We start from the raw sequence: 25,910 nt of genomic DNA on the forward strand, positions 1-25,910 counted from the left end.
CGAGGGACACTAATGCACGCTTATCCGATTCTTAGTCTCGCCATCTGGTTGCCGATCCTTTTTGGCCTGCTGGTTCTGGCCATCGGTTCTGACCGGAACCCGGGCCCCGCGCGCTGGGCCGCGCTGATCGGCTCGGTCGCCAGCTTCATCGTGACGATCCCGCTGATCACCGGTTTTGATTCGAGCAGCGCAGATCTGCAGTTCGTCGAGAAGGCGAACTGGATCGAACGATTCAACATTACTTATCACCTGGGTGTCGACGGCATCTCCATGTGGTTTGTCGTGTTGACCGCATTGATCACCGTGATCGTCGTGATCGCCGCGTGGGAAGTGATCACGAAGAACGTGGGCCAGTATCTCGCGTCGTTCCTGATTCTGTCGGGCATCATGGTCGGCGTGTTCAGCGCGGCCGACGGCATGCTCTTCTACGTGTTCTTCGAAGCGACGCTGATCCCGATGTACATCATCATCGGCGTGTGGGGCGGGGCGAACCGCGTGTACGCGGCGTTCAAGTTCTTCCTGTACACGTTGATGGGTTCGCTGCTGATGCTAGTTGCGCTGCTCTATCTGTACGTCCAGACCGGCACGTTCGACCTGGCGACCTGGCAACATGCACAGATCGCGATGACGCCACAGGTGTTGTTATTCATAGCGTTCTTCATGGCGTTCGCCGTGAAGGTGCCGATGTGGCCGGTTCACACGTGGTTGCCCGACGCCCACGTGGAAGCGCCGACGGGCGGCTCGGTGGTGCTGGCGGCGATCATGCTGAAGCTCGGCGCCTACGGTTTCCTGCGCTTCTCGCTGCCGATCGCGCCGGACGCCAGCCACTTTCTCGCGCCGGTTGTCATCACGCTGTCGCTGATCGCGGTCATCTACATCGGTCTGGTCGCGATGGTGCAGGCCGACATGAAGAAGCTGGTCGCGTATTCGTCGATTGCACACATGGGCTTCGTCACGCTCGGCTTTTTCATCTTCAATCAGCTCGGCGTTGAAGGCGCGATCGTCCAGATGATCTCGCATGGCTTCGTGTCGGGCGCAATGTTCCTGAGCATCGGCGTGCTGTACGACCGCATGCACTCGCGTCAGATCGCGGATTACGGCGGCGTCGTCAATGTCATGCCGAAGTTTGCGGCCTTCGTGATGCTGTTCTCAATGGCAAATTGCGGCTTGCCGGGCACCTCCGGTTTCGTCGGCGAATTCATGGTGATTCTGGCTGCCGTCCAGTACAACTTCTGGATTGCGGGCGGCGCGGCTGTCACCCTGATTCTCGGCGCGGCCTATACGTTGTGGATGTACAAGCGCGTGTACTTCGGCGCGGTCGCCAACGACCACGTGAAGAGCCTTGTCGACATCAGCCGCCGCGAGTTTTTTATGCTGGCAGTGCTTGCTGCACTGACACTGTTCATGGGCCTGTATCCGAAGCCCTTTACCGATGTGATGCACGTATCCGTGGAAAACCTCCTCTCCCACGTGGCGCAGTCCAAGCTGCCGTTGTCTCAGTAACGCAGAGCGGAGGAATTAAAGACCATGCAAAACGCCCCTATGACTGCCCTGTTGCCCGACGCGCTGGTGATGCTCGCCGTTGTCGTCGCGTGGCTCAACGACACGTTCGTCGGCCAGGCCGGTCGCCGTACCACGTACCTGATCGCGGTCCTGTCGACGCTCGTCGCCGGCATCTGGTTCGCGGTCAATGCGTTCGACCCGTCGGTGCACTACTTCTTTAGCCGCATGTATGTGGTCGACTCGTTCGCGAGTCTGATGAAAGCGGTGGTGACGCTCGGCTACACCGTCTCGATCGTGTATTCGCGCCGTTACCTCGAAGATCGCGACCTGTTCCGCGGCGAGTTCTTCCTGCTGGGCATGTTCTCGTTGCTCGGACAGCTCGTCATGATCTCGGGCAACAATTTCCTGACGCTGTATCTCGGTCTGGAACTGATGTCGCTGTCGCTGTATGGCGTAATCGCGCTGCGTCGCGAAGCCGCGCCGTCGAACGAAGCTGCGATGAAGTACTACGTGCTCGGCGCGCTGGCTTCCGGCTTCCTGCTTTACGGCATTTCGATGCTGTACGGCGCGACCGGCTCGCTGGACCTGAACGAGGTTTTCAAGGCAATCGGGCAAAGCCATTACGACCCGAGCGTGCTGCTGTTCGGCGTGATCTTCATCGTGGCGGGTGTTGCGTTCAAGATGGGTGCGGTGCCGTTCCACATGTGGGTGCCTGACGTGTACCAAGGCGCGCCGACGGCCATGACGCTGCTAGTTGGCGGTGGTCCGAAAGTCGCGGCATTCGCTTGGGGTCTGCGCTTCCTCGTCATGGGCCTCTTGCCGCTCGCCGTCGAATGGCAGCAAATGCTGGTAATCCTGGCGGCGCTTTCGCTGATCGTCGGAAATATCACCGGTATCGTGCAGCGCAACGTCAAGCGTATGCTCGCGTACTCGGCGATCTCGAACATGGGCTTCGTGCTGCTCGGTCTGCTGGCCGGCGTGGTCGACCACAAGACCACGGGCGCTGCCAGCGCATACGGCTCGGCGATGTACTACAGCATCGTCTATCTGATCACGACAATGGGGACGTTCGGCGTCATCATGCTGCTCGCACGCCGCGAATTCGAAGCCGACACGCTGGAGGACTTCAAGGGTCTGAATCAGCGCAGCCCGGTGTTCGCGTTCGTGATGATGGTCATGATGTTCTCGCTCGCCGGCATTCCGCCCGCAGTCGGTTTCTACGCGAAACTCGCAGTGCTGCAGGCCACCATGAACGCTGGCCTGACCTGGCTGACGGTGCTGGCCGTGATCACGTCGCTGTTCGGTGCGTTCTACTACCTGCGTATCGTCAAGCTGATGTATTTCGACGAGCCGCAGGACAAGTCGGCGATCGTGGCAGATACGGGCACCCGCGCGTTGCTCGCGCTCAATGGCGTTGCCGTGCTCGTGCTCGGTATCGTGCCCGACCCGCTGTTGAAAGCTTGCCTGCAGGCTATTCAGCACACCCTGTCGTTCTGATGTCCGCAGCGGGCTGGTTTATCGTGCTGTTGGCGCTGGTCGGTGCCAACCTGCCGTTCCTGAATCAGCGACTCTTCGCCGCCGTGCCGCTCAAGGCGGCGAAGAAAAGCGCATGGATCCGGATTGCCGAACTGATCGTGCTGTACTTTGTGGTCGGCGCGTTGGGGTTTCTGCTTGAAGCGCGTGCGGGCAATCGCTTCGATCAGGGCTGGCAGTTCTACGCGATCACATTCGCGCTATTCGTTGTGTTCGCGTTTCCCGGCTTCACCTTCCAGTATCTCGTCAAACGCCGCTGACGGCGTCCCGCCGTCGCGCACCACGCTGTTCCGAGGTCCGCATATGGCTGAACTCCCCGATCACGACGACCTGCTCACCGAGACGTGTGTCGAGAGCAAAACGGTTCATCAAGGGCCGTTTCTGACGCTCAAGTGCGACACGGTTCGTCTGCCGGACGGCAAGCATGCCACCCGCGAATACGTGCAGCATCCGGGCGCCGTGATGGTGATTCCCATGTTCGACGACGGCCGTGTGCTGCTGGAGAGCCAGTATCGCTATCCGATGGGCAAGGTCATGGTCGAATATCCGGCCGGGAAGCTCGATCCGGACGAAGGCGCACTGACTTGCGCGGTGCGCGAGTTGCGTGAAGAAACCGGGTACACGGCGCGTGAGTACGTGTACCTGACGCGCGTTCACCCAATCATTTCCTACTCCACCGAGTTCATCGACATCTATCTTGCACGCGGCCTCACGGCCGGCGAGCGCAAGCTGGACGACGGCGAGTTCCTGGAGCTCTTCACTGCGACGGTTCCCGAAGTGTCGGAGTGGGTACGGACCGGCAAGATCACCGACGTGAAAACGATAATCGGCACGTTCTGGCTCGAAAAGGTGTTGTCGGGCGCCTGGCCGCTCGCGCAGCCGCAGTCGCAATAAGTCCTTCGCCAGAGGGCGCCGGGCGGCGCTTTCATCGCATGCATCAAGCCCCTGTCGGTCGATGACCGGCGGGGGCTTTTTCATGGCGATGCGCCGCCCGGCCAAAGCATCTGCCGCCTTGTCTGAACAGGCGCGCCTTTGTCTTATGCCATCAGGCAGTCTCGCTTCGTCGCCGTGGTGACTTTAGTATGGATTTCCCAAAACGTCTTCATCGCTCACGTCTTTCGGATAACGAAATATGTGAAGCGCTTGAGCCGGATGAGGCGAACATAAGTTGTCACGTGACAACCTGCGTCGCGAGTACTAGATTGGAGGTCCGGATGGTTCGTCGAACCCATGCAAAGAAAGAGATAGAGGCCGCGTTGACCCATGCCGAGCGGCGTTGCTGGCGCATACAAAGCGGCGGAATGGGCCACGCCTGGGGAAAGATGTATTGCCCTTATAAAGAGGCGGAATGTCGCTGCGGAGAATTCTGCATTTCGAGCGTATGGAGCACGCCGAAGAATGCCTTGAATCACGCCAGACACTTGCGGCGCGTTGTCGATAATTGCACGGCGTACCGTTAGCAAACGTTGGGTGGCAAGCGTTGAATGAACAAGCAGGAGTAGCACATGGAATATACATTTACGTTGAAGTACAAGCTTGCCGCGCAAGACTGCGATCTTGACGCGATCGTCGAGAGGTTGGGCGAAGCGGGTTGCGACGACGCCACGATCGGCGTGGGGCAACCGGGGCGGCTCGCGCTGTTGTTCTCGCGTGAAGGGACGTCCGCGCTAGAGGCGCTGGTCAGCGCGCTCGGTGACGTTAAAGAGGCAGTGCCGTCGGCGCGACTGGTCGAGGCAGGCCCGGATTTTGTGGGATTGACCGACGTAGCGGAGATTGCCGGCGTGTCGCGGCAGAACATGCGCAAGCTGATGCTGAGTCATGCGGTCGAATTTCCGCCGCCGGTGCATGAGGGAAGTGCGTCAGTCTGGCATCTGTCCGACGTGCTCGATTGGCTGAACTCGCGCGGCGGGTACGATATCAACGCAGAGGTAGTCGACGTTGCCAGATCGGCCAAACAGATCAACCTGGCAAAAGAGGCACGAGGACTTGAGCCACGGCTTAATCGGCGACTGGAATGCCTCGTTGCTTGACTCCGGCAATGAGCAGAGACAGCAATGCGGCTCCGTTGGCAGACCCGTCGCGGCTCGGACTGCCGCTTACGTTCTAAGGTTGACCTCGCGCTTTGCGGTATCCGGCCTTCGGCAGCGGTTTGCCCAACGCGTTAAAATCGCCCACCACGTCTGATCTTCTGAGCAGCGCGCAATCGCGGCGCGCCGCGCATGAAGTTTTTACGAACGACCGTTCACAAATTTCTGATTTGCGCTAAACTGGCACGCAAGCCCTGATTCCACATGAAGGTCCTCGATTTACAGTGTCCGCACGGCCATCGGTTCGAAGGCTGGTTCGCTTCGGCTGATGACTTCGAATCGCAGCAGTCCCGCAAGCTGGTCGAATGTCCACTTTGCGGCGCGAAAGAGGTGAGCCGTTTGCCGTCGGCCCCGCGCCTCAATCTGTCGGGCGCGACGGAAACAAAGGCGTCGGCGGCACCCGGCGAATTGCAGGCGCGTGTCATGCGCGCATTGCGCGAGGTACTGGAAAAGACCGAGAACGTGGGCGACCGCTTCGCTGAGGAAGCGCGGCGCATTCACTACAACGAAGCGCCCGCACGCAACATTCGCGGTGTCACAACACCAGAAGACGCGCGAGCTTTGGTCGAAGAAGGCATCGAAGTGATGCCGTTGCCGGTCCCGGCTGCTTTGAAGGAACCTCTGCAGTAACGCAGTGGCTCTCTGGCGGCGGGTGGTGGCGGCCAGGAGACACTACGTATGAATCTGGACTATTCCCCCACTGAAACGGCGTTTCGCGCCGAGATCCGCGTTTGGCTCGAAGCCAATCTGCCTCGCGGCCTGAGCGAGAAAGTACTCAACCATAAGCGTTTGAATCGCGAAGACTTCGCAAGCTGGCACAAGCTGCTAGGTACGCGAGGCTGGTCGGCTGTGGCTTGGCCCAAAGAGTATGGCGGCCCCGGTTGGGACGCGACCCAGCGGCATATCTGGGACGAAGAGTGCGCGCGTGTCGGTGCGCCCACCGTATTGCCGTTCGGCGTGTCGATGGTCGCGCCCGTTCTCATGAAGTACGGTAGCGAAGCTCAGAAACGCTATTACCTGCCGCGTATTCTCGACGGCACCGACTGGTGGTGCCAAGGTTACTCCGAGCCGGGCTCAGGCTCCGACCTCGCGTCGCTGCGAACACGCGCCGAACGTGTCGGCGACCATTACGTCGTCAATGGCCAGAAGACGTGGACCACACTGGGGCAGCACGCGGACATGATGTTCTGCCTCGTGCGCACGGACAGCGGCGCGAAAAAGCAGGAGGGCATTTCATTCCTGCTCATCAACATGAAAACGCCGGGTATCACGGTACGGCCCATCATCACACTCGACGAAGAGCATGAGGTCAACGAAGTCTTCTTTGAAGACGTGAAGGTGCCCGTCGAAAATCTGGTCGGCGAAGAAAATCGCGGCTGGACTTACGCGAAGTATCTGTTGGGACATGAGCGCACCGGCATCGCGCGCGTCGGTCAATCCAAGCGCGAACTGGTTTTTCTCAAGCGCCTTGCGCTCGACACAAACAAGAACGGCAAGCCGCTATTCCATGACCCGGTATTCGCTGCAAAAGTCGCGAATCTCGAAATCGAACTGATGGCGCTCGAGGTCACCGTGCAACGCGTCGTCGCCAATGAAGCGGGCGGACGCGGACCAGGACCGGAGGCGTCGATGCTGAAGATCAAAGGTACGGAAGTGCAGCAAGCGTTGACCGAGCTCATGTTCGAGGCTGTAGGCCCTGCCGCCGCGCCGTTTGACGTACCGTTCCTCGAAGGTGAGCGCGAGCACAGCATCGCCGGAGACGACGACGCTGCGCCGTTGGCTGCGTATTACTTCAACTTCCGCAAGACGTCGATTTACGGCGGCTCGAACGAAATTCAAAAGAACATCATCGCGCAGATGATTCTCGGACTTTGAGGAGCGGCGCATGGACTTCACTTTCAACGACGAGCAACAGCAACTTGCCGACGCGCTGCGCCGCTATCTGGAGAGGAACTACAGCTTCGAAGCGCGCCAGGCGATCGTGAGATCGGACGCAGGGATATCGGAAACGCATTGGGCCGCTTTGACTGAATTAGGCTTGCCGGCATTGCCTGTACCGGAGGCCCAAGGCGGCTTCAATGGCGGGGCCGTCGATATGCTGGTCGTCATGCAGGAGCTCGGTCGCGCGTTGGTGGTCGAGCCTTACTGGGCCACCGCGGTTGGCGTCGAAGCGCTGCGTCTTGCCGGCACGGGGCAGGGCGAGGACGCAACGTTACTGGAGCGCGCGGCCCAAGGCGAGATCAAGCTCGCCGTGGCGTTTCACGAGCCGAAGGCGCGCTACGATCTGTTCGAGATTGCGACAGTCGCGACCTCGCAAGGCGAACAGCACACGTTGACCGGTACGAAGTCAGTCGTGCTGCACGGCGCGCAGGCGAATTACTGGATCGTGCCTGCGCGTTCGAACGGCGAGATTGCGCTCTTTGTCGTGCCGCGCGACGCGGCAGGCGTCAAGGTCACCGATTACCGAACCATCGACGGCCAACGCGCGGCGACGCTCGAATTCAACGGCACGCCCGCGCGCCATTTGCGCGGCCAACACTCAGGCGCGGCGGCGTTGGAGCACATCGCCGACTACGGCACGCTGCTGCTCTGTGCTGAAGCGGTTGGCGCGCTAGACGCATTGAACACCGCAACCGTCGACTACACAAAAACTCGCCAGCAGTTCGGCCAGCCGATTGCGCGCTTTCAGGCATTGCAGCACCGCATGGTCGAGATGCTGATTCACGCCGAGCAGGCCCGCTCGGTCACCTACCTGGCCGCCATGCGCTATTCGAGCGAAGACGCCGATCAGCGTCGCCGCGCGATCTCCGCCGCGAAAGTACGTGTGGGGCAAGCGGCGCGTTTCGTCGGCCAGCAAGCGGTTCAGTTGCATGGCGGCATGGGCGTGACGAACGAGGTCGCGGCCGCGCATCTGTTCAAACGTCTCGCTATCATCGAGACCACACTAGGCGATGTCGATCATCACCTTGCGCGGTTCGCCGCGCTGCCCGGTTTTGCCAGCATCGAAGTTTAAGTGGCCGATTGAATCGACCCGCAAGGAGATAGCGCGATGGCTTTGAGTTACGAGGACATGACGGTCGGATCAACGACCGAGATCGGCAAGCATACTTTCACGCGCGACGAGATCGTCGAATTCGCTGAGAAGTTCGATCCGCAGCCGTTCCATCTGAACGAGGCCGCGGCTGAGAAGTCGCCGTTCCGCGGATTGGTGGCGAGCGGCTGGCATACGTGTTCGGTCATGATGGGCATGCTGGTGCGTAACGCGCTGGCGGATTCCACGTCGATGGGGTCGCCCGGCATCGACGAGATACGCTGGCTCAAACCGGTGCGCGTCGGCGATACGATCACCATGACGAATTCCGTGCTCGACAAGCGCATCTCCGAAAGCAAGCCGGATCGCGGCATCGTATCCACGCAATGGGCGGGCATCAACCAGCATGGCGAGACGGTCGTTACGGTGCGTTCGAAAGGAATGTTCGGACTGCGCAATCCGGGCGCGGCGTCGTGACAATGGAGAGTACGCCACCGGCTGCCGCGTTTCGGACTGCCGCGGCGTTGCGTGCGCTTGTCGGAGCGGCGCCGCTCATTAGCGACTGGGTGACGATCGACCAGCAGAGCGTCGATCGTTTCGCGCAAGCCACCGGCGACCACCAATGGATTCACGTGGATCCGGAGCGGGCGCGGCGCGAGTCGCCCTTCGGCGGCGCAATCGCGCACGGCTTCATGACCCTCTCACTGATCCCCGCGCTGCTTGAAAAAACGGTACGGCTCGAGCAGCGGATGGGCGTGAACTACGGGTTAAATCGCGTGCGGTTTACTTCGCCGGTACTCGTCGGCTCGCGATTGCGCGCACAGTTCGCCGTCACGTCCGTCGCCGACGTCGATGCCGGCGTGCAGGTAGTGTGGAACGTCACGTTGGAGCGGGAGGGCAGCGAACGGCCCGTGTGCGTCGCCGAGTTCATCACTCGCCACTATTTCTGACGCCCCGCGGTCGATACGCAAAGACGGCGTAGACGGCAAGCTCTCCGGCTCACGCTTGCTTGCCATCTTGCCGCCCCACACCTCGATTCTTTAATGCTTCGCGTATTGCGTTGCGCCGAACAGCACTTCTTTCGCCTTGTCGTCCATGAGAGGCTTGCGAGCGGACGCCAGCACTTCGACGCCGCGTACAACCGCCGGGCGCGCCGCGATTTCCTCGTGCCATCGCTTCACATTTGGAAATGCATCGAGTTCGATGCCCTGGTTTTGCCACGAGCGGGTCCACGGGAACGAAGCGATGTCCGCGATCGTATAGTCGTTTCCGGCGAGGTACCGGGTTTTGCCAAGCTGCTTGTCCATGACGCCATACAGGCGCCGCGTTTCGTTCGTATAACGGTTGATCGCGTACTCGATCGGCTCGGGCGCATAGACACGGAAGTGGTGTGTCTGCCCCAGCATCGGACCGAGACCGCCCATCTGAAACATCAGCCATTGCAGCACGGAATAACGCTCAGCCGGACCGGTCGGCAGAAAGCGGCCCGCTTTCTCGGCGAGATAAATCAGGATCGCGCCGGACTCGAACAACGCGAACGGTTTGCCGTCCGCGCTCTTGGGACCTTCGGAATCCACAATGGCGGGAATCTTGTTGTTCGGGCTGATTTCGAGAAATTCGGCCTTGAACTGATCGCCAGCGCCGATGTCCACCGCGTGTACCGCGTACTCGAGTCCCGTCTCCTCGAGCATGATATGAACCTTGTGGCCGTTCGGGGTCGCCCAGCTATAGACGTCGATCATCCTCGCTCCTTTCGTTCTGTAAAGCGGCGCTCCGACGAGCGCCGCGCTTGACGAAAATTAGAGCATAGATCGCACGATGATGCTGGCGGCGCCCTCAGATGCGCGCCTGCCAGCAGTGCTCGAAACGAAGTTCGAGCAGGACGTCAAACGCGCGCAGCCGGCTTCTCCACACTAGCCGCCCCAGGCTCGATGTAACGCGCGAGTTCGAGTTTCGCGATTGCATTGCGATGCACTTCGTCCGGACCGTCCGCGAAGCGCAAGGTCCGCGCGGAGGCGTAAGCATAAGCCAGCGGGAAGTCGTCGCTGACGCCGCCGCCGCCGTGCGCCTGAATCGCCCAGTCGATTACCTGACACGCCATGTTCGGCGCCACCACCTTGATCATCGCGATCTCGCCGCGCGCGCCCTTGTTGCCGACGGTGTCCATCATGTACGCGGTTTTGAGCGTGAGCAGCCGTGCCTGTTCGATCATGCAGCGCGCCTCGGCGATGCGTTCCTGCGTGACGCCTTGCGCGGCAACGGGCTTGCCGAACGCAACGCGTTGCATCGAGCGTTTGCACATCAATTCGAGCGCGCGCTCCGCAAGTCCGATCAGGCGCATGCAGTGGTGGATGCGTCCCGGTCCAAGACGCCCTTGTGCAATCTCGAAGCCGCGGCCTTCGCCGAGCAGCATGTTCGTTGCGGGCACGCGTACATTGTCGAGCGTGATTTCCATATGGCCATGCGGCGCGTCGTCGTAACCGAAAACGGAAAGAGGGCGGTGCACCGTGACGCCTGTGGCGTCGGCGGGCACGAGGATCATTGACTGCTGCTGATGGCGCGGTGCCTCGGCATCCGTCTTGCCCATCACGATATAAATTTTGCAGCGGGGGTCGCCCGCGCCCGAAGACCACCACTTGTGACCATTGATCACGTAGTAGTCGCCATCGCGCACGATGCTGGTCTGGATATTAGTGGCATCGGACGACGCTACTTCCGGCTCCGTCATCAGAAAGGCAGAACGAATCTGCCCTTGCAGAAGAGGTTCGAGCCATTCGCGTTTGTTCTCTTCGCTGCCGTATCGCTCGATCGTTTCCATGTTGCCGGTGTCGGGCGCATTGCAATTGAACACCTCCGGCGCCCACGGCACCCTGCCCATGATTTCGCACAGCGGCGCATATTCGAGGTTGGTCAAGCCGGCGCCGCGCACCGAGTCGGGTAGGAACAAATTCCACAAGCCCGCGTCGCGCGCATTCTGCTTGAGTCGCTCAATCAGTTCAGTCGGCTGCCATGCGTTGCCGTTCAGCCGGTTTTGCGCAATCTCCGCATAGAACGCTTGTTCGTTCGGATAAATGTGCTCGTCGAAGAACGCGAGCAGTTTTTCGCGCAATGCCTGAACTTTCGGCGTGTAATCGAAATTCATCTATGGACCTCGCGGATAACGGACGAAATTTAATGTGGGCGCTGCTTGCTGTGCTGTTTGCTATTCGCTATTTGCTGCGCGCAGGCGTGGTCAGAACTCTCCAGGCGTATTCAAGCGCGGTCAACGCACTTTCTGCGCATATTGCCACGCGAGTTCGGCCATCGGCTTTGCCCGCCTGCCGGCGTCGAGCGCCTGCGCGCTGGCCGCAGTGCCGTCGACCACACGCTTCATGATTCCCTGCAGAATCGCGGCGATGCGGAACATGTTGTACGCGAGGTAGAAATTCCAGTCACCCTGAATTTCAAAGCCCGTGCGCTTGCAATAACGCGCGACGTACTGCTGTTCGTCGGGAATGCCGAGCGCCGGCCAATCGAGACCGGCGATGCCGCGAAACTGTGCGGGATCGACATGCCACGACATGCAGTGATAGGCGAAGTCGGCGAGCGGATCGCCTAACGTAGACAGTTCCCAATCGAGCACCGCAAGCACTTTCGGTTCCTCGCGATCGAAGACGAGGTTATCGAGCCGGTAGTCGCCATGCACGATCGACGCGCGCTCGCCGGATTGCGTCGGCATGTGCTGCGGTAGCCATTCGATCAGGCGCTGCATTGCGTCGATAGGGTCGGTCTCGGACGCAAGGTACTGCTTGCTCCAACGGCCGATCTGACGCGCGAAATAGTTGCCAGGCTTGCCGTAGTCCGATAGTCCCACGCTCGTGGGATCGACGCTGTGCAGCGCTGCAATCACACGGTTCATCTCGTCATAGATTGCGCTTCGTTCACTGGCGGTCATGCCTGGCAGTGACTGGTCCCACAACACGCGGCCATCGACGAACTCCATGACATAGAACGCTCGGCCTATCACGCTTTCGTCTTCGCACAGGGCCAGCATTTGCGCAACAGGCACGTCGGTGTCTGCGAGCGCATGCATTACGCGGTATTCACGTTCGATAGCGTGCGCGGACGGCAACAACTTTGCCGCCGGTCCAGGCTTCGCGCGCATCACGTAGGCTCGCGACGGCGTGACGAGTTTGAACGTCGGATTCGACTGGCCGCCGGCGAACTGCTCGACCGTAACCGGTCCGGAAAATCCATCGACATGTTGTGTCAGCCAGGCGGCAAGCGCTTCGTCGTTGAAACGCTGCCGCTCATTGACCGGGCGCGTGCCCTCGAAGGCAGAGTAGTCCGCCTGCTGTTCCGGCTCGCCGCTTTGTGTGGCTTGCACCATGTGTCTCCTCCGGTTTGGGTTCAGCTACGCGTGTATTGGATGAATTGTGCGTAGAGGATTTCCATCGTCGTATTGCGGATGTCGCGATGCAGCGGCGACGGCGGCGAATAATTGATCGCGCGCAGCACCCAGTCGCGCGGTGTTGCGCCGACGTCGAGCGCGTTTATGCAGCCGGTCGCCTGCGCGAGATGGCCGAAAAATGTGCGTCCGCCCGCGGTAAGCGCATGCGAAAGGATTGCGCGATTCACGCCGCCATGCAGCACTAGCAGAACCGTATCCCACGAAGTGTCCTCGCGCAGAGCGGCCACGGCGGGCAGCACGCGATCGAACAACTCGCCGATCGTCTCGCCGTCGAGAAAGCGCGTGCTCTCCGGCACGATTCCGTCGAATACACCGAGAAACGCGGCCTCGATATCTTCCAACGGAATATGGCGCAGCTTGCCGCCGCGAATCTCCCGCCATGCAGGCTCGATTTCCAGTGCGATCTGCTGACCCGTCTCGGCCAGCACGCGCTGAGCGGTTTCGACAGTACGCGGCAAGCCGCTCACGATCACGCGATCGAACCGAACCTGCTGCTCGGCAAACACCCGGCCCGCCGCGCTCGCCTGTTCGCGGCCATTCGCGTTGAGCGGCACCGTTTCGGGATCGATCGTGCGGCCTGAATCGTCAAAGTACGTCACGTCGCCGTGACGCATTAAGAAAATGCGGCGGCGTTTAGGTAACTGATAAGCGGGCATGGTTTCTCGCTTACTTATAAACGGGCGCGCGTTTTTCGAGGAACGCGGAAATGCCTTCAAGGCCCTCCCGATGATGCAGCGACGCGACGAAGTTATCGCGCTCTGCGACCAGGTGTTCGGAAAGCGGCTGCGTACCGGCTGCACAGACGAGGGTCTTGATACGCGCGACCGAGTTCGGCGATATTTTGCCGAGTTCGTCGGCCCATGCGACTGCGGCGTCGCGCGCGGTGCCCGGCTTCGTCAGTTTGTTGACGACGCCTAGTTCGTGCAAGCGTGCCGCGCCGATCGGCTTGCCTTCGATCAGCACTTCGGTCGCGAGCTGGCGAGGCAAGGCCTGTGCGAGAAACCATGAGCCGCCGCCGTCGGGCGTGAGGCCGACCCGGGCGTACGACATCACGAACTTGGCGTCGTCGGCCGCGACGATCAGGTCGCACGCGAGCGCAAGCGAGAATCCCGCGCCGGCTGCCGCGCCGTCGACGGCGGCGATCACGGGTTTCGAGGACAGCCGCAGCGCCGAGATCCACTCGGCTAGCAAATCGATACTCTGCGCCTGGACCGACGGATCCTTCGCGCGGTTCTCAAGCAGTCGGTTCAGGTTGCCGCCTGCACAGAAAAAATTGTCCGCGCCCGTGATCACCACGGCGCGGATCGACGGATCACGTTCCACTGAATCGAGCGCCTCGATGCCGGCCGCGTACATGTCGGGATGCAGTGCGTTGCGTGCGCCCGGGTTGGACAGCGTGAGTACCAGCGTCGATTCGCTTTCGGTAGGGCGCGAGGTCAGCAGTTCGGCGCTCATTGTTGGGTCTCCGGGTTCTCTGTTTGAATGTCGGCAGCGTCGCTCTGGGTCAGCGACATGCCGAGTTGCGCGCGGCGTGCGAGCCACGGCGAGGGGCGGTAGCGTGGATCGCCGAGCACGTCGAACATATTGCGCAGGATGGTGAGGATGGTTTTCGCACCGAGCGCGTCGCCGAGCGCGAGCGGCCCGCGTGGATAGCCGAGGCCGAGCATGACAGCGAGGTCGATGTCCTCTGGCGTCGCAATCTGCTTTTGCGCGATATCGCAGCCGATGTTGACGATCGTAGCGATCACGCGCTGCGCGACGAAGCCGGTGGAATCGCGGATCACGGTGACGGGCACGCCGTCGGCCGAAAAAAGCGCATGTCCTGCGTCACGCGCGGCACGGGTTGTCGCGGGCGTGGTCATTAACGTACGGCGCCGCGTGCCGACGAGCGGAAAGAGTGCGTCGATAGCCACGACGCGACTCGCGTCCAGCGCTTCGTCGACCGCGGCCGTGGTCGCGTCGTGACCGAACGGCGTGATCACGATCAGCGAGCCCGCAGCGGGCGAGGCGCCGTCGTCGAGCTTCACGCCGGCTTTGGCGACGAGTTCCACGACGGCCTGGTACGCCTCACGATAGCGCTTGCTGACCCACACGCTTGTCGGCAGCGTGGCCGGCGCCGGGGCTTCGGCAGGCGCCTGCTGCTTGCCGTCTTCGTACCGATAAAAACCTTCGCCCGTCTTGCGGCCAAGCAGTCCACCCGCGAGCCGTGTGCCGGTGATAGGCGAAGGCGTGAAGCGCGGCTCTTCATAGAACTGATGGTAGATCGACTCCATGACCGGGTGCGATACGTCGAGCGCGGTCAGATCGAGCAATTCGAACGGGCCGAGACGAAAACCCGCCTGCTCGCGCATGATCCTGTCGATATCGACGAAGCTTGCCACGCCTTCGCCCGCCACGCGCAGGCCCTCGGTGTTCATGCCGCGGCCCGCGTGATTGACGATGAAGCCAGGCATGTCTTTCGCGCGCACCGGCGTGTGACCCATGCGGCGCGCGAGGTCCATTAATGCGTCGCCTGCCTGGCGGTCGCTGCGCAGGCCGTCGATCACTTCGACGACTTTCATCAGCGGGACCGGATTGAAGAAGTGATAGCCGACCACGCGCGAGGGGTCCGTGCAGCCGGCCGCGATTGCTGTGATGGATAGCGAAGACGTGTTCGACGCGAGCACGCAACGTCCGCTCACCACGGTCTCTAGTTCGCGAAAGAGCGCCTGCTTGACTTCCAGCTTCTCGACGATCGCCTCGACGACCAGATCGCAATCCGCCAGATCGGTGATCGCGTGCGCGGCCGTGACGTTGGCGAGCGCCGCAAGCGAGCGCGCCTGCTCGAGCTTGCCTTTGGCGGTCAGTCTGGCGAAAGTTTCGGCGAGATAGTCGCGTGCGGCGCCGATCGCAGCGGGGTTGGCGTCGTACAGACGCACGGTGAGGCCCGCGAGTGCTGCGATCTGTGCAATGCCGCGGCCCATTGCTCCGGTTCCGACAATGCCGATTGTCTCTATGCTGAAGTTGCGAGAGGTCATTGTGTTGCTCGACTCCATGGTTATTTTAGAATAGCACGCTCGTACAATTCATTTGATGATCGTCCGAAGACCGCCTTCCTTCGATGCGGCGGTCTCAAACACCGAAGAAGGAAGGAGACAACGATGATCAGGCTCTGTGGGTTCGCGCTCTCTAACTACTACAACAAGGTGAAGTTCGTTCTGCTCGAACACGGTATCGAGTTCGAAGAGGTGCTCGTACAGCCGAGCCAGGACGAGGCCATGCTCGCACATTCGCCGCTTGGCAAAGTGCCTTATCTGCAAACCGAAGAGGGCGATCTGTCGGAATCGCAATGTATTGTCGAGTATCTGGCCGCGCGCTTTCCCGACAAGCGGATTTTTTCCGCCGATCCGTGGGAGGCGGCCAAGGAGCGCGAGTTGATCACCTTCGTCGACGTGCACCTGGAACTGACCGCACGCAACCTGTACAAGGAAGCATTTTTCGGCGGCACGTTGACCGACGCGACCAAGGGCCGGGTCGAGAAACTGCTCACGCATCACATTGCGGGATTCAGGCGGATCGCCCGATTCACACCGTATTTGCGCGGGGAACGGTTCAGTGTCGCGGACGCGGCGGGCTACGTGAGTTTGCCGCTCGTCGGCATGGCCACGCAGGCAATCTACGGTCGCGATTTCCTGCTCGACGCGGGTCTCGACTGGAAGAGCTACGTGAAGACGATCAACAGCCGGCCGGCTGCGCAGCGTGTGACTGAAGACCGGAAGGCGTACATTGCGGCGTCGCGTCCGGCCTGACGCATAGCCCTGTGCGATCCGACGCGAACCGCGACGCGAACTTCGACGCGTAACGCACGTGTTGACGGTTGCGCGCGATGGCGAGGAACGTGGGTTCGTTCGCAGCATCGCGCGTGACATGCTAGAGGCGCGCGAGCCGTTCGAGCGCGGTGGCGAGCGTGCTTTCCTGCTTCGCGAAACAGAAGCGCACGACGCCCGATTCATGCGCTTCGTGATAGAAGGCCGACACCGGAATGGCCGCGACGCCGATTTCGCCGGTCAGCCACTGTGCGAACTCTGCTTCGGGCAGATCGCTGATTGCCGAATAATCGACGCACTGGAAGTACGTGCCGGTACAGGGCAATAGTTTGAAGCGCGAATTGGCGAGGCCGGCGCGGAAGAAGTCACGCTTGCTCTGATAGAACGCCGGCAGTTCGAGATAGGGCGCCGGGTCCTTCATGTATTCAGCCAGTCCGATCTGCATCGGCGTGTTCACTGTGAACACGTTGAACTGATGCACTTTGCGAAATTCAGCGGTGAGCGCGGCCGGCGCCGCGACATAGCCGACTTTCCAGCCAGTCACGTGATACGTCTTACCGAAGCTCGACACGACAAAACTGCGCTGCGCCAGTTCTGGATAACGCGCCACGCTCTCGTGCGGCGCTCCGTCGTAAACCATGTGTTCATATACTTCGTCCGACAGAATCAGCACGTTGGTGCCGCGCACGATTTCTTCGAGCTTGCGCATGTCTTCGGCGCGCCAGACGGTGCCGGTCGGATTGTGCGGCGTGTTGATCAGCAGGAGCCGGGTTTTCGGCGTGATCGCGGCGGCGAGCTTGTCGAAGGGGATTGCGTAGTCCGGCGCGTCGAGCGTGACGAATACCGGCTTGCCGCCCGCCAGTTCGATTGACGGTAAGTAGCTGTCGTACGTCGGCTCGATCACGACTACTTCGTCGCCGGGGTGGACCGCGCAGAGAATCGCCGTGAGCAGTGCCTGCGTCGCTCCGGCCGTGACCGTTATTTCGGTGGTGGCGTCGTAGCGGCGGCCATACACGTTTGCGATTTTGTCCGAGATCGCCTCACGCAGCGGCGCGGCGCCCGCCATCGGCGGATACTGATTGTGGCCGTCGCGCATCGCGTTCGCAACCGCATCCACGATTCGGGGATCGCAGCCGAAGTCGGGAAAGCCCTGGCCAAGATTGACCGCGCCTTTTTCGGCGGCGAGCGCGCTCATAACGGTAAAGATCGTCGTGCCCACATTCGGCAGACGCGATGGAAACGAGGGACTCATGGGCGTGTCGTGCGGTGCATTCATAGCGCTGTTCGGGCGTGACGAGTGAGTGGACGAAGGCATCGTTTTCAAACCGGCGAAGCCTGATTGTAGGGAATAGCGGCAGGGCGTGCGCGCCTGCCGTGTGCCGTTAGCCTTTCGGCCAGGGTTATACCGGACTTTCCGCCGGTGCGGCGGACCCGCTCGTCGAATCGCTGACCGAGCCGGCAACCGAAGGGGCTAGCGAACCAGCAAGCGAAGCGGCGAACGGCGCCGGCTGTGCAATCTGAAACCCGAAATCCCGTGCGACCCGCTTCGCAAGTTTCAGCACCGCGCGATCTTTTGACACGAGCCAGTCTGCGCGGGCGGCGTGCGCGAGTTCGAGAAATTTTTGATCGTCGCGGTCTTTGCATTTGGGCAGCGGACGCGAGTCTTCCGGCTCGGCGGCAAGTTCGACCATTTGTGCGAGCCGAGCGACGACGGCGAGCGCGGCGGACTTATCCACATTGCGACCGGCGAATTGTGGATAGTCCAGCACGTAGGTCAGTTCGGCGAGGCAGCGGGCGTCGATCACTGCGGCGAGCGAGCCGTTTTCCAGCGCGGCGCGAATCGGACGCGTGTGCGGGTCGTCGAACACGAGAATATCGATCCACACATTTGAATCGAGAACGACGCGCAAAGCGTCGTGTGAGGCATGGGAACCGGGCATTCGTTACAATCTGGCTTTCGTCTTTGACCGCCAGGCACGGCGTGCCTGCAAGCCTCTATGATAATCGTTCTGTCGCCGGCGAAATCGCTCGACTACGAAACTCCACCGCACGTCAAGAAACACACGATCCCCGATTTCGTCGACGATGCCGCCGAATTGATCGGCGGTTTGCGTCGTTTGTCGCCGCAGCAGATCGCTTCGCTAATGAGCATTTCCGACCAGTTGGCGCACCTCAATTTCGAGCGCTACGCGCAGTGGTCGCCGCGCTTCGGCACGGACAACGCGAAGCAGGCCGTGCTCGCGTTCAATGGCGACGTGTACGAGGGCTTCAACGCGAAGACGCTGTCCTCGGCAGATCTGGATTTTGCGCAGAATCATGTGCGCGTGTTGTCAGGTCTCTATGGTCTGCTGCGCCCGCTCGACCTGCTGCAGCCGTACCGGCTGGAAATGGGTACACGCCTGCCCAATCCGCGCGGCAAAGACCTTTACGCGTTCTGGGGCGAGCGGATCACGCAGGCGTTGAACGCCCAGTTGAAAAAGCGCGCTGCTAAATCCCGTGTGCTGGTGAATTGCGCGTCGGGCGAGTATTTCAAGTCGGTCAAACCGAAGCTGCTTGAAGCACCGGTCGTCACGCCCGTGTTCGAGGACTGGAAGGGCGGCCGCTACAAGATCATCAGCTTTCATGCGAAGCGGGCTCGCGGTTTGATGGCGCGCTACGCGGTAGAAAACCGCCTCGACGAGCCCGAACAACTGAAGGGGTTCGATTCTGAGGGCTATGCGTTCGACGCCGAAGCCTCGAACGATTCCACGTACGTATTTCGCCGCCGCGTCGCTGAATGAGCGCGGTGCGCCCAACGGGGCGCCCAGCGGATTGCCGCCCAGCGGACTGCCGCCCAGCGGATTGCCGCCCACATATGCAGGAAATGACATCATGAGTTTATCGATTACGAGCAACTTCGACGGCGGCGCAATCGAGGTGCTGTCTTGCGCCGAGGCCGGCAATATCCGCTTGCGCGTGCGGCCCGACAGCCACGCGGAGTTCGCGCAGTGGTTCTACTTCCGCCTCTCCGGCGCGGCGGGCGAGCGCTGCGTGATGGCCTTCGAGAATGCGGCGGCGTGCGCGTTCGCGGAAGGCTGGCGCGACTACCAGGCCGTCGCCAGCTACGACCGCGTGAACTGGTTTCGCGTGCCTACGTCGTACGACGGCCGTGTGCTGACGATCGATCACACGCCCGAATTCGATCGCATTTATTACGCGTACTTCGAACCGTATAGCGAGGAACGCCACTCCGAGTTTCTCGGCGCAGTTCAACAGATGCCGCAGGCCACGCTTACTGAGTTGGGCAGGACCGTCGAAGGCCGGCCGGTGTCGCTGCTCACGCTCGGCACGCCGCAAACCGGCGACGTCGCAAGGAAAAAGATCTGGCTGATCGCGCGTCAGCATCCGGGCGAGACCATGGCCGAATGGTTCATCGAAGGACTCGTGAAGCGGCTGGTCGGTTGGGGCGATTGGGCGGGCGATCCGGTGGCGCGCAAACTGTACGACCACGCGGTGTTCTACATTGTGCCGAACATGAATCCGGACGGCAGCGTGCGCGGCAACCTGCGCACCAATGCAGCCGGCGCCAACCTGAACCGTGAGTGGATGGAACCGGACGCCGCGCGCAGTCCCGAAGTGCTCGTAGTGCGTGACGCGATTCACGCAACCGGCTGCGACCTCTTTTTCGATATTCACGGCGATGAGGCGCTGCCTTACGTCTTCGTGGCCGGCTCGGAGATGCTGCCGGGATTCACTGAGCGACAAGGCGAGGAACAAAGAGCGTTCATCGAAGCGTTCAAACAGGCAAGCCCTGATTTCCAGAACGAGTACGGCTACGCCGCGAGCAAGTATCGCGAGGACGCGCTCAAGCTCGCTTCGAAATATATCGGCAACGAGTTTGGCTGCCTTTCATTGACGCTCGAGATGCCCTTCAAGGACAACGCCAACTTGCCGGACGAACGAGTGGGCTGGAACGGCGAGCGCAGCGCGTCGCTCGGCGCGGCAATGCTGCAGGCCATCTTGCGGCACGTAGAGACGTTCGCCTGAGTTCGCCGCATCGACGAAGGCACACATGCATTGCGTGTGTGCCTTTTTTTTGTTCGCTGGTCTGAACGGCCGGCGGGTTAATGCGCCTTACCGGTTTGCTGACAAGGGTCGCGAATTCGCTTGATTGTCGAATCTAGTAACGCTGCCATCGTGCATTACGGCTCGCACGATTCGCAGCCTTAGCTTGGTCCTAGTGCTTTTTCTTCGCGGGCGCAGTCTTGCTGGACGACTTGCCCGAAGTGCTTTTCGACGACTTCGCGGAACTCTTCTTCGCGCCTTTGCCGCTTGCCGCCTGCTTGCCCTTCGCCCCGCGATGCTTACCCGATGCTGCGCGCGACGTTGAGGGCTCGGAGCTGCGCGCCCGCGCCGGGGGCACCGGATCGTTCCAGCTGAACGCCAGCATCTGCGCGCCGACATAGCCGCAGCGGAACTTCAGGTCGGCAGCGTCGCCCCCGCCGCTTTGACGGATACCGAGCCCTTCGACGGTGACGATGTTGTCGACCTTGACGCGTTGCTTGCCTTCGTCGAACGAATCGTTCCACGGTGTGATTGCGGCGTGCGCGCTGTCGAACGAACTAGGTGGAAACTCGACATGATCGAACGCGGTCGAGGTGCTCGCGACAAAGTTGCCGTGTGCGGCGCAATCCGCGACGAGCGGATCGGCGTGCATTTCATTGACAAATCTGTTGACGAGATCGTTGTGCTGTTCGAGTTGATCGGCGAATGCGGGCGCAGTGCATGCGAGTGAGAGGCTCGCTGCGAGTGTTGCCAACCGGCCGACCAGCCGCAGCAATCGGCGCGGTACGTTGGTGCAATCCATCTAGTTCGTTAGGCGCTATCGAGACGTGAGGCACGTAAGATGCCTGGCGGCAGGGTTGAGTTCAATCGTGCCGCAATCATTTTTTTTTCGGCCGCGGTTTTCGCCGCGCTTTGCAATGCTGGGCGCGCGACTGAACGCATTGACGCGGCAAGCCCACCAGCACGTTGATCACGCATTGGGCGTTGCGTGGGTCTCACGTGCGCGGTCCGCCGAGGCGGTATCGCCGCACATCATAAGTGGTGACCCAGGCAGGGCGGTAGACGGCGATCAACGCCGTGGACATTCCCGTGAACCATGCCTCGCCGGTAGCGAGGAGAAGTACGCTGAGCGCGTAGCCTGCGGGCACGACGGTCACTGAGCCGTCGGCGAGCGCCACGTGAACGCCGAGCGCCGCAGCCGCGGTGAGCGACACTGTGATAGCGGGCGACACGAAGCCTTGGCCGAAGATGAACATGAAAAGATTACGCGGCAGCCACGCAATGCTCGCTCGCTGAAGCAATGTCGAGATGCCGACGGGCAGCGCGCCGAACACGAGGAAGGTGAGTGCGATGCCTTGCCACGGAGCGTCGAAGATCAGGCCGGCAAGGCCTGTGACCACAGCCATTGCAATCAATGCCAGCGCCCAGTCGAATAGCGTCACGACGAGGGTTGCGCCCAGCAGGTGCATGACCGTGCCGTCGTCGAGCCAGGCGTTGCTGGCCCACAGTACCGACAGGGCGACGATGATCGCCAGCCAGACATGCTGCAACGTGCCGTCTTGAAGTCGTTTGAAAGGATTTTTCCACAGCGCGAGCGCGACCGCTATCGCAGTGACGATCCAGCCACCGACAGCAATCCAGAACGGAAGCGGTGTGTAGAGGAAACCCATGAGTCTCATATTACTCGTTGGACGAGAAAAGGTGTGAGCGGATTCCATGCCAGCCGATGCGCGCACTGGCACAAATCGCGCATCACGCACGTGACGCGCAGGCGTCAGATCACGTGGAGCCTTCCGTGACCGGCCCGGAGGAGAGCTCCGCCGCGGGCGGGTCGTCGTAGGGCGTGCCCGGTTCGGCCACCATCGGCAACGGAGCAGTTGAATCGTTAGCGGACAGCGGGTACTGGAAGCGCCGCGCTGTGGCGCGCCGCAGCGGCACGGCGCCGGCCTCGCCCATGACGGGCCGAAGCAAGCCTTCTGCGTTACTGCGCAGTACTTGCAAATGATTTGTCAGCCAACCGTTGTAAAGCGCGACAGCGGCGGCGCGATTGGGCGCGCCCAACTGCTGGAATATGCTGGTCAAATGAATTTTGACCGTGCCCTCGCTTATACCTAATGTACGCGCAATCATTTTGTTGGTACTTCCCATATGGACGCAGCGCATGATCTGCTCCTGGCGAGGCGAGAGTCCATTCGACAATCTGGGTCGGCGCGGTGGCGGGCTCTTCTCGTCAAACGGGCGGATAGCAGTATCCGCTGGGAGCGGAGGGTTGAGCGCCAGCGCGCCGGAAGGCACGTAGTGCCCGCCCAGCATCACCATTTCAAAGGCGCGCACGATCAGGCACGGATCGGTTTCGCGCGGCACGACGCCGAGCACACCCTCGTCCATGAGTTCGCTCACGACCTTCGGCGAAATTTTGTCCGTCAGCACTGCAATGCGCAGATCCGGGTAGTGGCTAAGCAGGTTGCGGATGTCGATGACCGACATCCAGTCCTGCCAGTCGACCACGAGCAGGTCGGGCCACTGACGTTTGAGCGTGCGCTCGACCTGGCGCCAGTCTTGTGCTTCGTTAAAACGCGCTAGCCGGTTGATTTGCCGTAACAGCGCCTTGAGGCCGTCGCGTCGTTCCGCGTCTGAGTTGAGTATCGAGAATCGCATGCATGTCTCCAGATGAATCGGGCGAAATGGCGCGATGCATTCGCCAGGCGTTGGGACCGGGCGGGTATGCGATGCGTCGCCGTTCCTATGATGACAAATTCCCTGGGATTTGACGGCCTGTCCAAAAGGCATAGGAGAAATGACGTACAAAAAACCCCGCTCGCGGCGGGGTTCGTCATGGAACTGCGATACGCCGAAGGCGCGCGGCGTCCTAGTGGAAGTGCGGTTGCGCGGGTTCGGCGTCTTCGGGCATTTCCGCGTGGACGATTTCGCCGAGCGGATCGGCGTACAACGGGACGCCGCAGTCATCGCAATATTCAGGCTCGAATCGTCCGGCGTGGCGGCGCACGTCCGTCACGCCGGTTTCCTTGAGGAGCGCGACGATTTCTTCGAGGGGAGCGTCGGGCGGCGCCGTTTCCTGCGGCTCTTCGTCAATGCCGGCCTCGCCATTTTCACGGCCATACAGCGGCCATACGACGCCGTAGATCACCTCATTGCTGCCGCGGCGCGTAAAGCCGACACGGTATTCGTCGATGCGGCGCTCGCCGAACCCGGCAACCACCGCGCGCAGGTCCTGCGGAGCGGCGCCAATTGTGTCGAACAGATAACGCACGGCAGTGCGCACCGTGTGAGGGCGCACGCGTTCGTCGGCGTCGCGGCATGCCGAGTAGTAGGCATCCGGCAACAGACACTCGAACTCGCAACCAGGCAGCACCAGCGACAGGTTCGCACCGCCTTGCGTCGCCCATTGCTCGAGGCACTGCCCTCGTTCGATGCGGGTTCCGTGCTCTTCTTCTTGCCAGCGAAACGTAGGCTCGCCGACGGGCGCCGCGACCACGGCGAGCAGGAAGCGCGGGTCGGCGAGAATCGGCGAGGTTTCCGGCAGTTCGCCGAAGTTCAGCTTGAGGCTGCCACCGGCCATGGCTGCTTGTGCAAGCTGCTGGGCAATGCGCCATGTTTCGACGTGGTGCCGCGGCAGTTGGTCGATGCTGTAAAGGAACGGCGCCATGGCGACACGCGTGTTCGCTGCGAGCACGTGAGCCTGCAGGTGCGCACGCAACGCGTCGGCGGCATCGACTTTAAGCGGCCCGGATGGAATCATGTAGCGAGTCCACGCGAGGATGGGCGCCGCAATCAGCAATGCCTCATAGGCCACGCCTTCGTGCTCGACGACGAACGATTCGCTGTGCGTTTCCGCCATGTCGGCGAGCGCCCCATAAGCATCGGGATGATTCTGCTGCAGATGGTCGAGGGCTGCGTCGAGCGTAGTCTGATTGGCGTTGCGCACGATCTTGGCCAGCAGCGCGTCGAGTTTTGCTTCCCAGAAGCGGTCCTCGGTGCGGCTGCCCGACGCGAAAAGCGCGAGCGAGAGACCGACAAGCTTGTCGGCATCGGGGGGGAGACGTTTGGCGATTCGCGAGCGCATAAATCCGGAAGTTGGGTGCACAGAACCTTTTATTGTAGTCGTTTCCGTGGCGCCATATTGTTTGGCGCGCGGTGCGCGTGAAAAATCGGACCGTCGGCGTATGTTCGATCGTGCTTCGGTCGTTAATTCGTCAAATAATGTAAGCGGGTCAGCTACCGAAAGTGGCTTTTGTATACTGGCCGACTTGACGGGCGCCGAACGCGGCGTTCGTACTTGTCGCCTCGGTCTGGCGTAACGGGAGATTCATTGTGAAATCGGACCAACTGATTGAACGCCTCGCCGCGGTGTTCGCGCTGATCGTCCTGGTGGGCGGCTCGTTATTGGTCCTTGCGCCATTCACGACTGCTTTACTGTGGGGCGCAATTCTCAGCTATAGCTCCTGGGGGCTCTACCGCAGGCTGACCGCGGCGCTTGGCGGCAGGCGCAAGTGGGCCGCTACGTTGATTGTGTTCATTATTCTGATCGTGGTGCTGGGGCCGTTCGTCTACGCGGGGTTTGCGTTCGGTGCGCATGTTCACGACATCGTCGCTCTGGTTCAAAGGTTGTTCGAAGCAGGTTTGCCGGATTTGCCGCCTTGGGTGGCGCGGGTTCCGGTGATCGGGTCGAGCATCCAAAGTTTCTGGGAGCGTCTGACAAGCAGCAACTCCGAACTGATCGCTCAGTTGCGTACGCTTGCGGCGCCGGCCGGCAAGTGGATCCTTGCGGCAGCCATTGCTGTCACGCACGGTCTGGGGCTATTGGCGCTGAGCATTGTGCTGGCTTTTTTCTTTTATACCGGGGGAGAGGGTGCGGGCGCATGGTTGAACGCGGGCATGCGGCGTATCGCCGGCGACCGTGCCGACTACCTGCTAGCGCTCGCGGGCAGTACGGTCAAGGGCGTCGTCTATGGAATCCTGGGCACTGCGCTTGTTCAGGGCATTCTTGCCGGGTTCGGCTGCTGGATAGCTGGCGTGCCGGCGCCTGCATTGCTTGGTCTAGCGACGTTTTTCCTGTCCGTAATCCCGGGGGGGCCCGTGATCGTATGGTTGCCGGCGGCAATCTGGCTCTACCACGGCGGTGCGACAGGATGGGCGCTCTTCCTAGTGGTTTGGGGCGTGCTCGTTGTCGGCATGTCCGATAACGTTATTAAGCCGATTCTGATCGGCAAGAGCAGCGACATGCCGTTGATCCTTGTCATGCTGGGTATTCTGGGTGGCGCGTTTGCTTTCGGCTTCCTCGGGGTTTTCATTGGGCCGACTTTGCTCGCAGTCGCGTACACGGTGCTGCACGACTGGACTATCGGAGCGACGGCTGGCGGTACGTTGGTGCCGGGTGCCAAACCTGCTGTGGCGGAAGAAGTTGGCCGCATAGAAAAGACGCCTTGAATAAGGGC

At 61.3% G+C, this 25,910-nt stretch carries 27 protein-coding genes; 15 read left to right on the forward strand and 12 right to left on the reverse strand.

The window, feature by feature from the left end; genetic code table 11:
- Nucleotides 1–12: 12 nt before the first annotated feature.
- The 11 genes from BCA01S_RS09315 (at nucleotide 13) to BCA01S_RS09360 (ending at nucleotide 9,104) form a co-directional block, all read left to right on the forward strand.
- On the forward strand, nucleotides 13–1,503 hold the full coding sequence (locus BCA01S_RS09315) for an NADH-quinone oxidoreductase subunit M (protein WP_027776668.1): 1,491 nt from the start codon (nucleotides 13–15) through the stop codon (nucleotides 1,501–1,503).
- Nucleotides 1,504–1,527: 24 nt separating this feature from the next.
- Nucleotides 1,528–3,000, forward strand: a complete 1,473-nt coding sequence (nuoN, locus tag BCA01S_RS09320; protein ID WP_042318281.1) for an NADH-quinone oxidoreductase subunit NuoN — start codon at nucleotides 1,528–1,530, stop codon at nucleotides 2,998–3,000.
- A complete protein-coding gene (locus BCA01S_RS09325) occupies nucleotides 3,000–3,296 on the forward strand; it encodes a DUF2818 family protein (protein WP_027776670.1) in 297 nt (98 codons plus the stop codon). The genes nuoN and BCA01S_RS09325 overlap by 1 nt, the downstream gene beginning before the upstream one ends.
- Before the next feature lie 43 nt (nucleotides 3,297–3,339).
- Nucleotides 3,340–3,930, forward strand: coding sequence for an NUDIX domain-containing protein (locus BCA01S_RS09330; protein WP_027776671.1), 591 nt, complete (start codon nucleotides 3,340–3,342; stop codon nucleotides 3,928–3,930).
- 320 nt (nucleotides 3,931–4,250) lie between these two features.
- Complete coding sequence (locus BCA01S_RS39005; RefSeq protein WP_084166832.1) at nucleotides 4,251–4,496, forward strand: hypothetical protein; 246 nt, start codon at nucleotides 4,251–4,253, stop codon at nucleotides 4,494–4,496.
- A gap of 45 nt (nucleotides 4,497–4,541) precedes the next feature.
- Nucleotides 4,542–5,066, forward strand: a complete 525-nt coding sequence (locus BCA01S_RS09335; RefSeq protein ID WP_027776672.1) for a helix-turn-helix transcriptional regulator — start codon at nucleotides 4,542–4,544, stop codon at nucleotides 5,064–5,066.
- 261 nt (nucleotides 5,067–5,327) lie between these two features.
- Nucleotides 5,328–5,753, forward strand: a complete 426-nt coding sequence (locus BCA01S_RS09340) for a DUF1178 family protein (protein WP_027776673.1) — start codon at nucleotides 5,328–5,330, stop codon at nucleotides 5,751–5,753.
- A 48-nt stretch (nucleotides 5,754–5,801) separates the two neighbouring features.
- On the forward strand, nucleotides 5,802–6,998 hold the full coding sequence (locus tag BCA01S_RS09345) for an acyl-CoA dehydrogenase family protein (RefSeq protein ID WP_027776674.1): 1,197 nt from the start codon (nucleotides 5,802–5,804) through the stop codon (nucleotides 6,996–6,998).
- A gap of 10 nt (nucleotides 6,999–7,008) precedes the next feature.
- Nucleotides 7,009–8,136, forward strand: a complete 1,128-nt coding sequence (locus BCA01S_RS09350) for an acyl-CoA dehydrogenase family protein (protein ID WP_027776675.1) — start codon at nucleotides 7,009–7,011, stop codon at nucleotides 8,134–8,136.
- Between the two features lie 36 nt (nucleotides 8,137–8,172).
- Nucleotides 8,173–8,631 carry a MaoC family dehydratase gene (locus tag BCA01S_RS09355; protein WP_027776676.1) on the forward strand — a complete coding sequence of 153 codons (459 nt, stop codon included), beginning with the start codon at nucleotides 8,173–8,175 and terminating at the stop codon, nucleotides 8,629–8,631.
- A gap of 2 nt (nucleotides 8,632–8,633) precedes the next feature.
- Nucleotides 8,634–9,104 carry a MaoC family dehydratase gene (locus BCA01S_RS09360; RefSeq protein WP_042318285.1) on the forward strand — a complete coding sequence of 157 codons (471 nt, stop codon included), beginning with the start codon at nucleotides 8,634–8,636 and terminating at the stop codon, nucleotides 9,102–9,104.
- Nucleotides 9,105–9,194: 90 nt separating this feature from the next.
- Here BCA01S_RS09360 and BCA01S_RS09365 read toward each other — a convergent pair whose 3' ends face one another.
- The 6 genes from BCA01S_RS09365 to BCA01S_RS09390 form a co-directional block, all read right to left on the reverse strand.
- Complete coding sequence (locus BCA01S_RS09365) at nucleotides 9,195–9,896, reverse strand: glutathione binding-like protein (RefSeq protein WP_027776678.1); 702 nt, start codon at nucleotides 9,894–9,896, stop codon at nucleotides 9,195–9,197.
- 143 nt (nucleotides 9,897–10,039) lie between these two features.
- Nucleotides 10,040–11,296, reverse strand: a complete 1,257-nt coding sequence (locus BCA01S_RS09370; RefSeq protein WP_027776679.1) for an acyl-CoA dehydrogenase family protein — start codon at nucleotides 11,294–11,296, stop codon at nucleotides 10,040–10,042.
- Between the two features lie 120 nt (nucleotides 11,297–11,416).
- On the reverse strand, nucleotides 11,417–12,523 hold the full coding sequence (locus BCA01S_RS09375; RefSeq protein WP_027776680.1) for a phosphotransferase: 1,107 nt from the start codon (nucleotides 12,521–12,523) through the stop codon (nucleotides 11,417–11,419).
- A 20-nt stretch (nucleotides 12,524–12,543) separates the two neighbouring features.
- Nucleotides 12,544–13,260 carry a histidine phosphatase family protein gene (locus BCA01S_RS09380; RefSeq protein WP_027776681.1) on the reverse strand — a complete coding sequence of 239 codons (717 nt, stop codon included), beginning with the start codon at nucleotides 13,258–13,260 and terminating at the stop codon, nucleotides 12,544–12,546.
- A 10-nt stretch (nucleotides 13,261–13,270) separates the two neighbouring features.
- Nucleotides 13,271–14,059, reverse strand: a complete 789-nt coding sequence (locus BCA01S_RS09385; RefSeq protein WP_027776682.1) for an oxepin-CoA hydrolase, alternative type — start codon at nucleotides 14,057–14,059, stop codon at nucleotides 13,271–13,273.
- Nucleotides 14,056–15,621 (reverse strand): 3-hydroxyacyl-CoA dehydrogenase, encoded by a 1,566-nt coding sequence (locus BCA01S_RS09390; protein ID WP_027776683.1) that lies wholly within the window; start codon nucleotides 15,619–15,621, stop codon nucleotides 14,056–14,058. The genes BCA01S_RS09385 and BCA01S_RS09390 overlap by 4 nt, the downstream gene beginning before the upstream one ends.
- A 123-nt stretch (nucleotides 15,622–15,744) precedes the next feature.
- Here BCA01S_RS09390 and BCA01S_RS09395 point away from each other — a divergent pair, with 123 nt between their 5' ends.
- Nucleotides 15,745–16,392 (forward strand): glutathione S-transferase family protein, encoded by a 648-nt coding sequence (locus BCA01S_RS09395; RefSeq protein WP_027776684.1) that lies wholly within the window; start codon nucleotides 15,745–15,747, stop codon nucleotides 16,390–16,392.
- 121 nt (nucleotides 16,393–16,513) lie between these two features.
- On the opposite strand, the gene BCA01S_RS09400 is transcribed toward BCA01S_RS09395, so the two are convergent.
- Nucleotides 16,514–17,686: a pyridoxal phosphate-dependent aminotransferase gene (locus BCA01S_RS09400; protein ID WP_020069608.1), complete on the reverse strand. Its 1,173-nt coding sequence runs from the start codon at nucleotides 17,684–17,686 to the stop codon at nucleotides 16,514–16,516.
- A 124-nt stretch (nucleotides 17,687–17,810) separates the two neighbouring features.
- Nucleotides 17,811–18,350 (reverse strand): putative toxin-antitoxin system toxin component, PIN family, encoded by a 540-nt coding sequence (locus tag BCA01S_RS09405; protein ID WP_027776685.1) that lies wholly within the window; start codon nucleotides 18,348–18,350, stop codon nucleotides 17,811–17,813.
- 57 nt (nucleotides 18,351–18,407) lie between these two features.
- Between BCA01S_RS09405 and yaaA the strand changes: the two genes are divergently transcribed.
- Entirely contained in the window at nucleotides 18,408–19,190 is a 783-nt protein-coding gene (yaaA, locus tag BCA01S_RS09410) for a peroxide stress protein YaaA (RefSeq protein ID WP_020069610.1), read from the forward strand.
- 91 nt (nucleotides 19,191–19,281) lie between these two features.
- Nucleotides 19,282–20,436, forward strand: coding sequence for a M14 family metallopeptidase (locus tag BCA01S_RS09415; protein WP_027776686.1), 1,155 nt, complete (start codon nucleotides 19,282–19,284; stop codon nucleotides 20,434–20,436).
- A 190-nt stretch (nucleotides 20,437–20,626) separates the two neighbouring features.
- Here BCA01S_RS09415 and BCA01S_RS09420 read toward each other — a convergent pair whose 3' ends face one another.
- From BCA01S_RS09420 to BCA01S_RS09435, 4 genes are all read right to left on the reverse strand, one after another.
- Nucleotides 20,627–21,256, reverse strand: coding sequence for a BspC domain-containing protein (locus tag BCA01S_RS09420; RefSeq protein WP_027776687.1), 630 nt, complete (start codon nucleotides 21,254–21,256; stop codon nucleotides 20,627–20,629).
- A 193-nt stretch (nucleotides 21,257–21,449) separates the two neighbouring features.
- Nucleotides 21,450–22,124, reverse strand: a complete 675-nt coding sequence (locus tag BCA01S_RS09425) for an energy-coupling factor ABC transporter permease (RefSeq protein WP_027776688.1) — start codon at nucleotides 22,122–22,124, stop codon at nucleotides 21,450–21,452.
- A gap of 109 nt (nucleotides 22,125–22,233) precedes the next feature.
- Nucleotides 22,234–23,112, reverse strand: a complete 879-nt coding sequence (locus tag BCA01S_RS09430) for a response regulator transcription factor (protein WP_027776689.1) — start codon at nucleotides 23,110–23,112, stop codon at nucleotides 22,234–22,236.
- Between the two features lie 211 nt (nucleotides 23,113–23,323).
- The gene (locus BCA01S_RS09435) at nucleotides 23,324–24,538 is read right to left on the reverse strand and encodes a DUF2863 family protein (protein ID WP_027776690.1); all 1,215 of its coding nucleotides are present in this window, start codon (nucleotides 24,536–24,538) and stop codon (nucleotides 23,324–23,326) included.
- 248 nt (nucleotides 24,539–24,786) lie between these two features.
- Between BCA01S_RS09435 and BCA01S_RS09440 the strand changes: the two genes are divergently transcribed.
- On the forward strand, nucleotides 24,787–25,902 hold the full coding sequence (locus BCA01S_RS09440; RefSeq protein WP_027776691.1) for an AI-2E family transporter: 1,116 nt from the start codon (nucleotides 24,787–24,789) through the stop codon (nucleotides 25,900–25,902).
- Nucleotides 25,903–25,910: the final 8 nt, after the last annotated feature.

The sequence above is a fragment of the Paraburkholderia caledonica NBRC 102488 genome (assembly GCF_000685095.1).
GTDB classification, from domain to species: Bacteria; Pseudomonadota; Gammaproteobacteria; order Burkholderiales; family Burkholderiaceae; genus Paraburkholderia; species Paraburkholderia caledonica.

Bases quoted from the DNA above. Each gene is read 5' to 3' on its own strand.
- BCA01S_RS09315 (WP_027776668.1), top strand. From the start codon at position 13: ATGCACGCTTATCCGATTCTTAGTCTCGCCATCTGGTTGCCGATCCTT.
- nuoN (WP_042318281.1), top strand. From the start codon at position 1,528: ATGCAAAACGCCCCTATGACTGCCCTGTTGCCCGACGCGCTGGTGATG.
- BCA01S_RS09325 (WP_027776670.1), top strand. From the start codon at position 3,000: ATGTCCGCAGCGGGCTGGTTTATCGTGCTGTTGGCGCTGGTCGGTGCC.
- BCA01S_RS09330 (WP_027776671.1), top strand. From the start codon at position 3,340: ATGGCTGAACTCCCCGATCACGACGACCTGCTCACCGAGACGTGTGTC.
- BCA01S_RS39005 (WP_084166832.1), top strand. From the start codon at position 4,251: ATGGTTCGTCGAACCCATGCAAAGAAAGAGATAGAGGCCGCGTTGACC.
- BCA01S_RS09335 (WP_027776672.1), top strand. From the start codon at position 4,542: ATGGAATATACATTTACGTTGAAGTACAAGCTTGCCGCGCAAGACTGC.
- BCA01S_RS09340 (WP_027776673.1), top strand. From the start codon at position 5,328: ATGAAGGTCCTCGATTTACAGTGTCCGCACGGCCATCGGTTCGAAGGC.
- BCA01S_RS09345 (WP_027776674.1), top strand. From the start codon at position 5,802: ATGAATCTGGACTATTCCCCCACTGAAACGGCGTTTCGCGCCGAGATC.
- BCA01S_RS09350 (WP_027776675.1), top strand. From the start codon at position 7,009: ATGGACTTCACTTTCAACGACGAGCAACAGCAACTTGCCGACGCGCTG.
- BCA01S_RS09355 (WP_027776676.1), top strand. From the start codon at position 8,173: ATGGCTTTGAGTTACGAGGACATGACGGTCGGATCAACGACCGAGATC.
- BCA01S_RS09360 (WP_042318285.1), top strand. From the start codon at position 8,634: ATGGAGAGTACGCCACCGGCTGCCGCGTTTCGGACTGCCGCGGCGTTG.
- BCA01S_RS09365 (WP_027776678.1), bottom strand. From the start codon at position 9,896: ATGATCGACGTCTATAGCTGGGCGACCCCGAACGGCCACAAGGTTCAT.
- BCA01S_RS09370 (WP_027776679.1), bottom strand. From the start codon at position 11,296: ATGAATTTCGATTACACGCCGAAAGTTCAGGCATTGCGCGAAAAACTG.
- BCA01S_RS09375 (WP_027776680.1), bottom strand. From the start codon at position 12,523: ATGGTGCAAGCCACACAAAGCGGCGAGCCGGAACAGCAGGCGGACTAC.
- BCA01S_RS09380 (WP_027776681.1), bottom strand. From the start codon at position 13,260: ATGCCCGCTTATCAGTTACCTAAACGCCGCCGCATTTTCTTAATGCGT.
- BCA01S_RS09385 (WP_027776682.1), bottom strand. From the start codon at position 14,059: ATGAGCGCCGAACTGCTGACCTCGCGCCCTACCGAAAGCGAATCGACG.
- BCA01S_RS09390 (WP_027776683.1), bottom strand. From the start codon at position 15,621: ATGACCTCTCGCAACTTCAGCATAGAGACAATCGGCATTGTCGGAACC.
- BCA01S_RS09395 (WP_027776684.1), top strand. From the start codon at position 15,745: ATGATCAGGCTCTGTGGGTTCGCGCTCTCTAACTACTACAACAAGGTG.
- BCA01S_RS09400 (WP_020069608.1), bottom strand. From the start codon at position 17,686: ATGAATGCACCGCACGACACGCCCATGAGTCCCTCGTTTCCATCGCGT.
- BCA01S_RS09405 (WP_027776685.1), bottom strand. From the start codon at position 18,350: ATGCCCGGTTCCCATGCCTCACACGACGCTTTGCGCGTCGTTCTCGAT.
- yaaA (WP_020069610.1), top strand. From the start codon at position 18,408: ATGATAATCGTTCTGTCGCCGGCGAAATCGCTCGACTACGAAACTCCA.
- BCA01S_RS09415 (WP_027776686.1), top strand. From the start codon at position 19,282: ATGAGTTTATCGATTACGAGCAACTTCGACGGCGGCGCAATCGAGGTG.
- BCA01S_RS09420 (WP_027776687.1), bottom strand. From the start codon at position 21,256: ATGGATTGCACCAACGTACCGCGCCGATTGCTGCGGCTGGTCGGCCGG.
- BCA01S_RS09425 (WP_027776688.1), bottom strand. From the start codon at position 22,124: ATGGGTTTCCTCTACACACCGCTTCCGTTCTGGATTGCTGTCGGTGGC.
- BCA01S_RS09430 (WP_027776689.1), bottom strand. From the start codon at position 23,112: ATGCGATTCTCGATACTCAACTCAGACGCGGAACGACGCGACGGCCTC.
- BCA01S_RS09435 (WP_027776690.1), bottom strand. From the start codon at position 24,538: ATGCGCTCGCGAATCGCCAAACGTCTCCCCCCCGATGCCGACAAGCTT.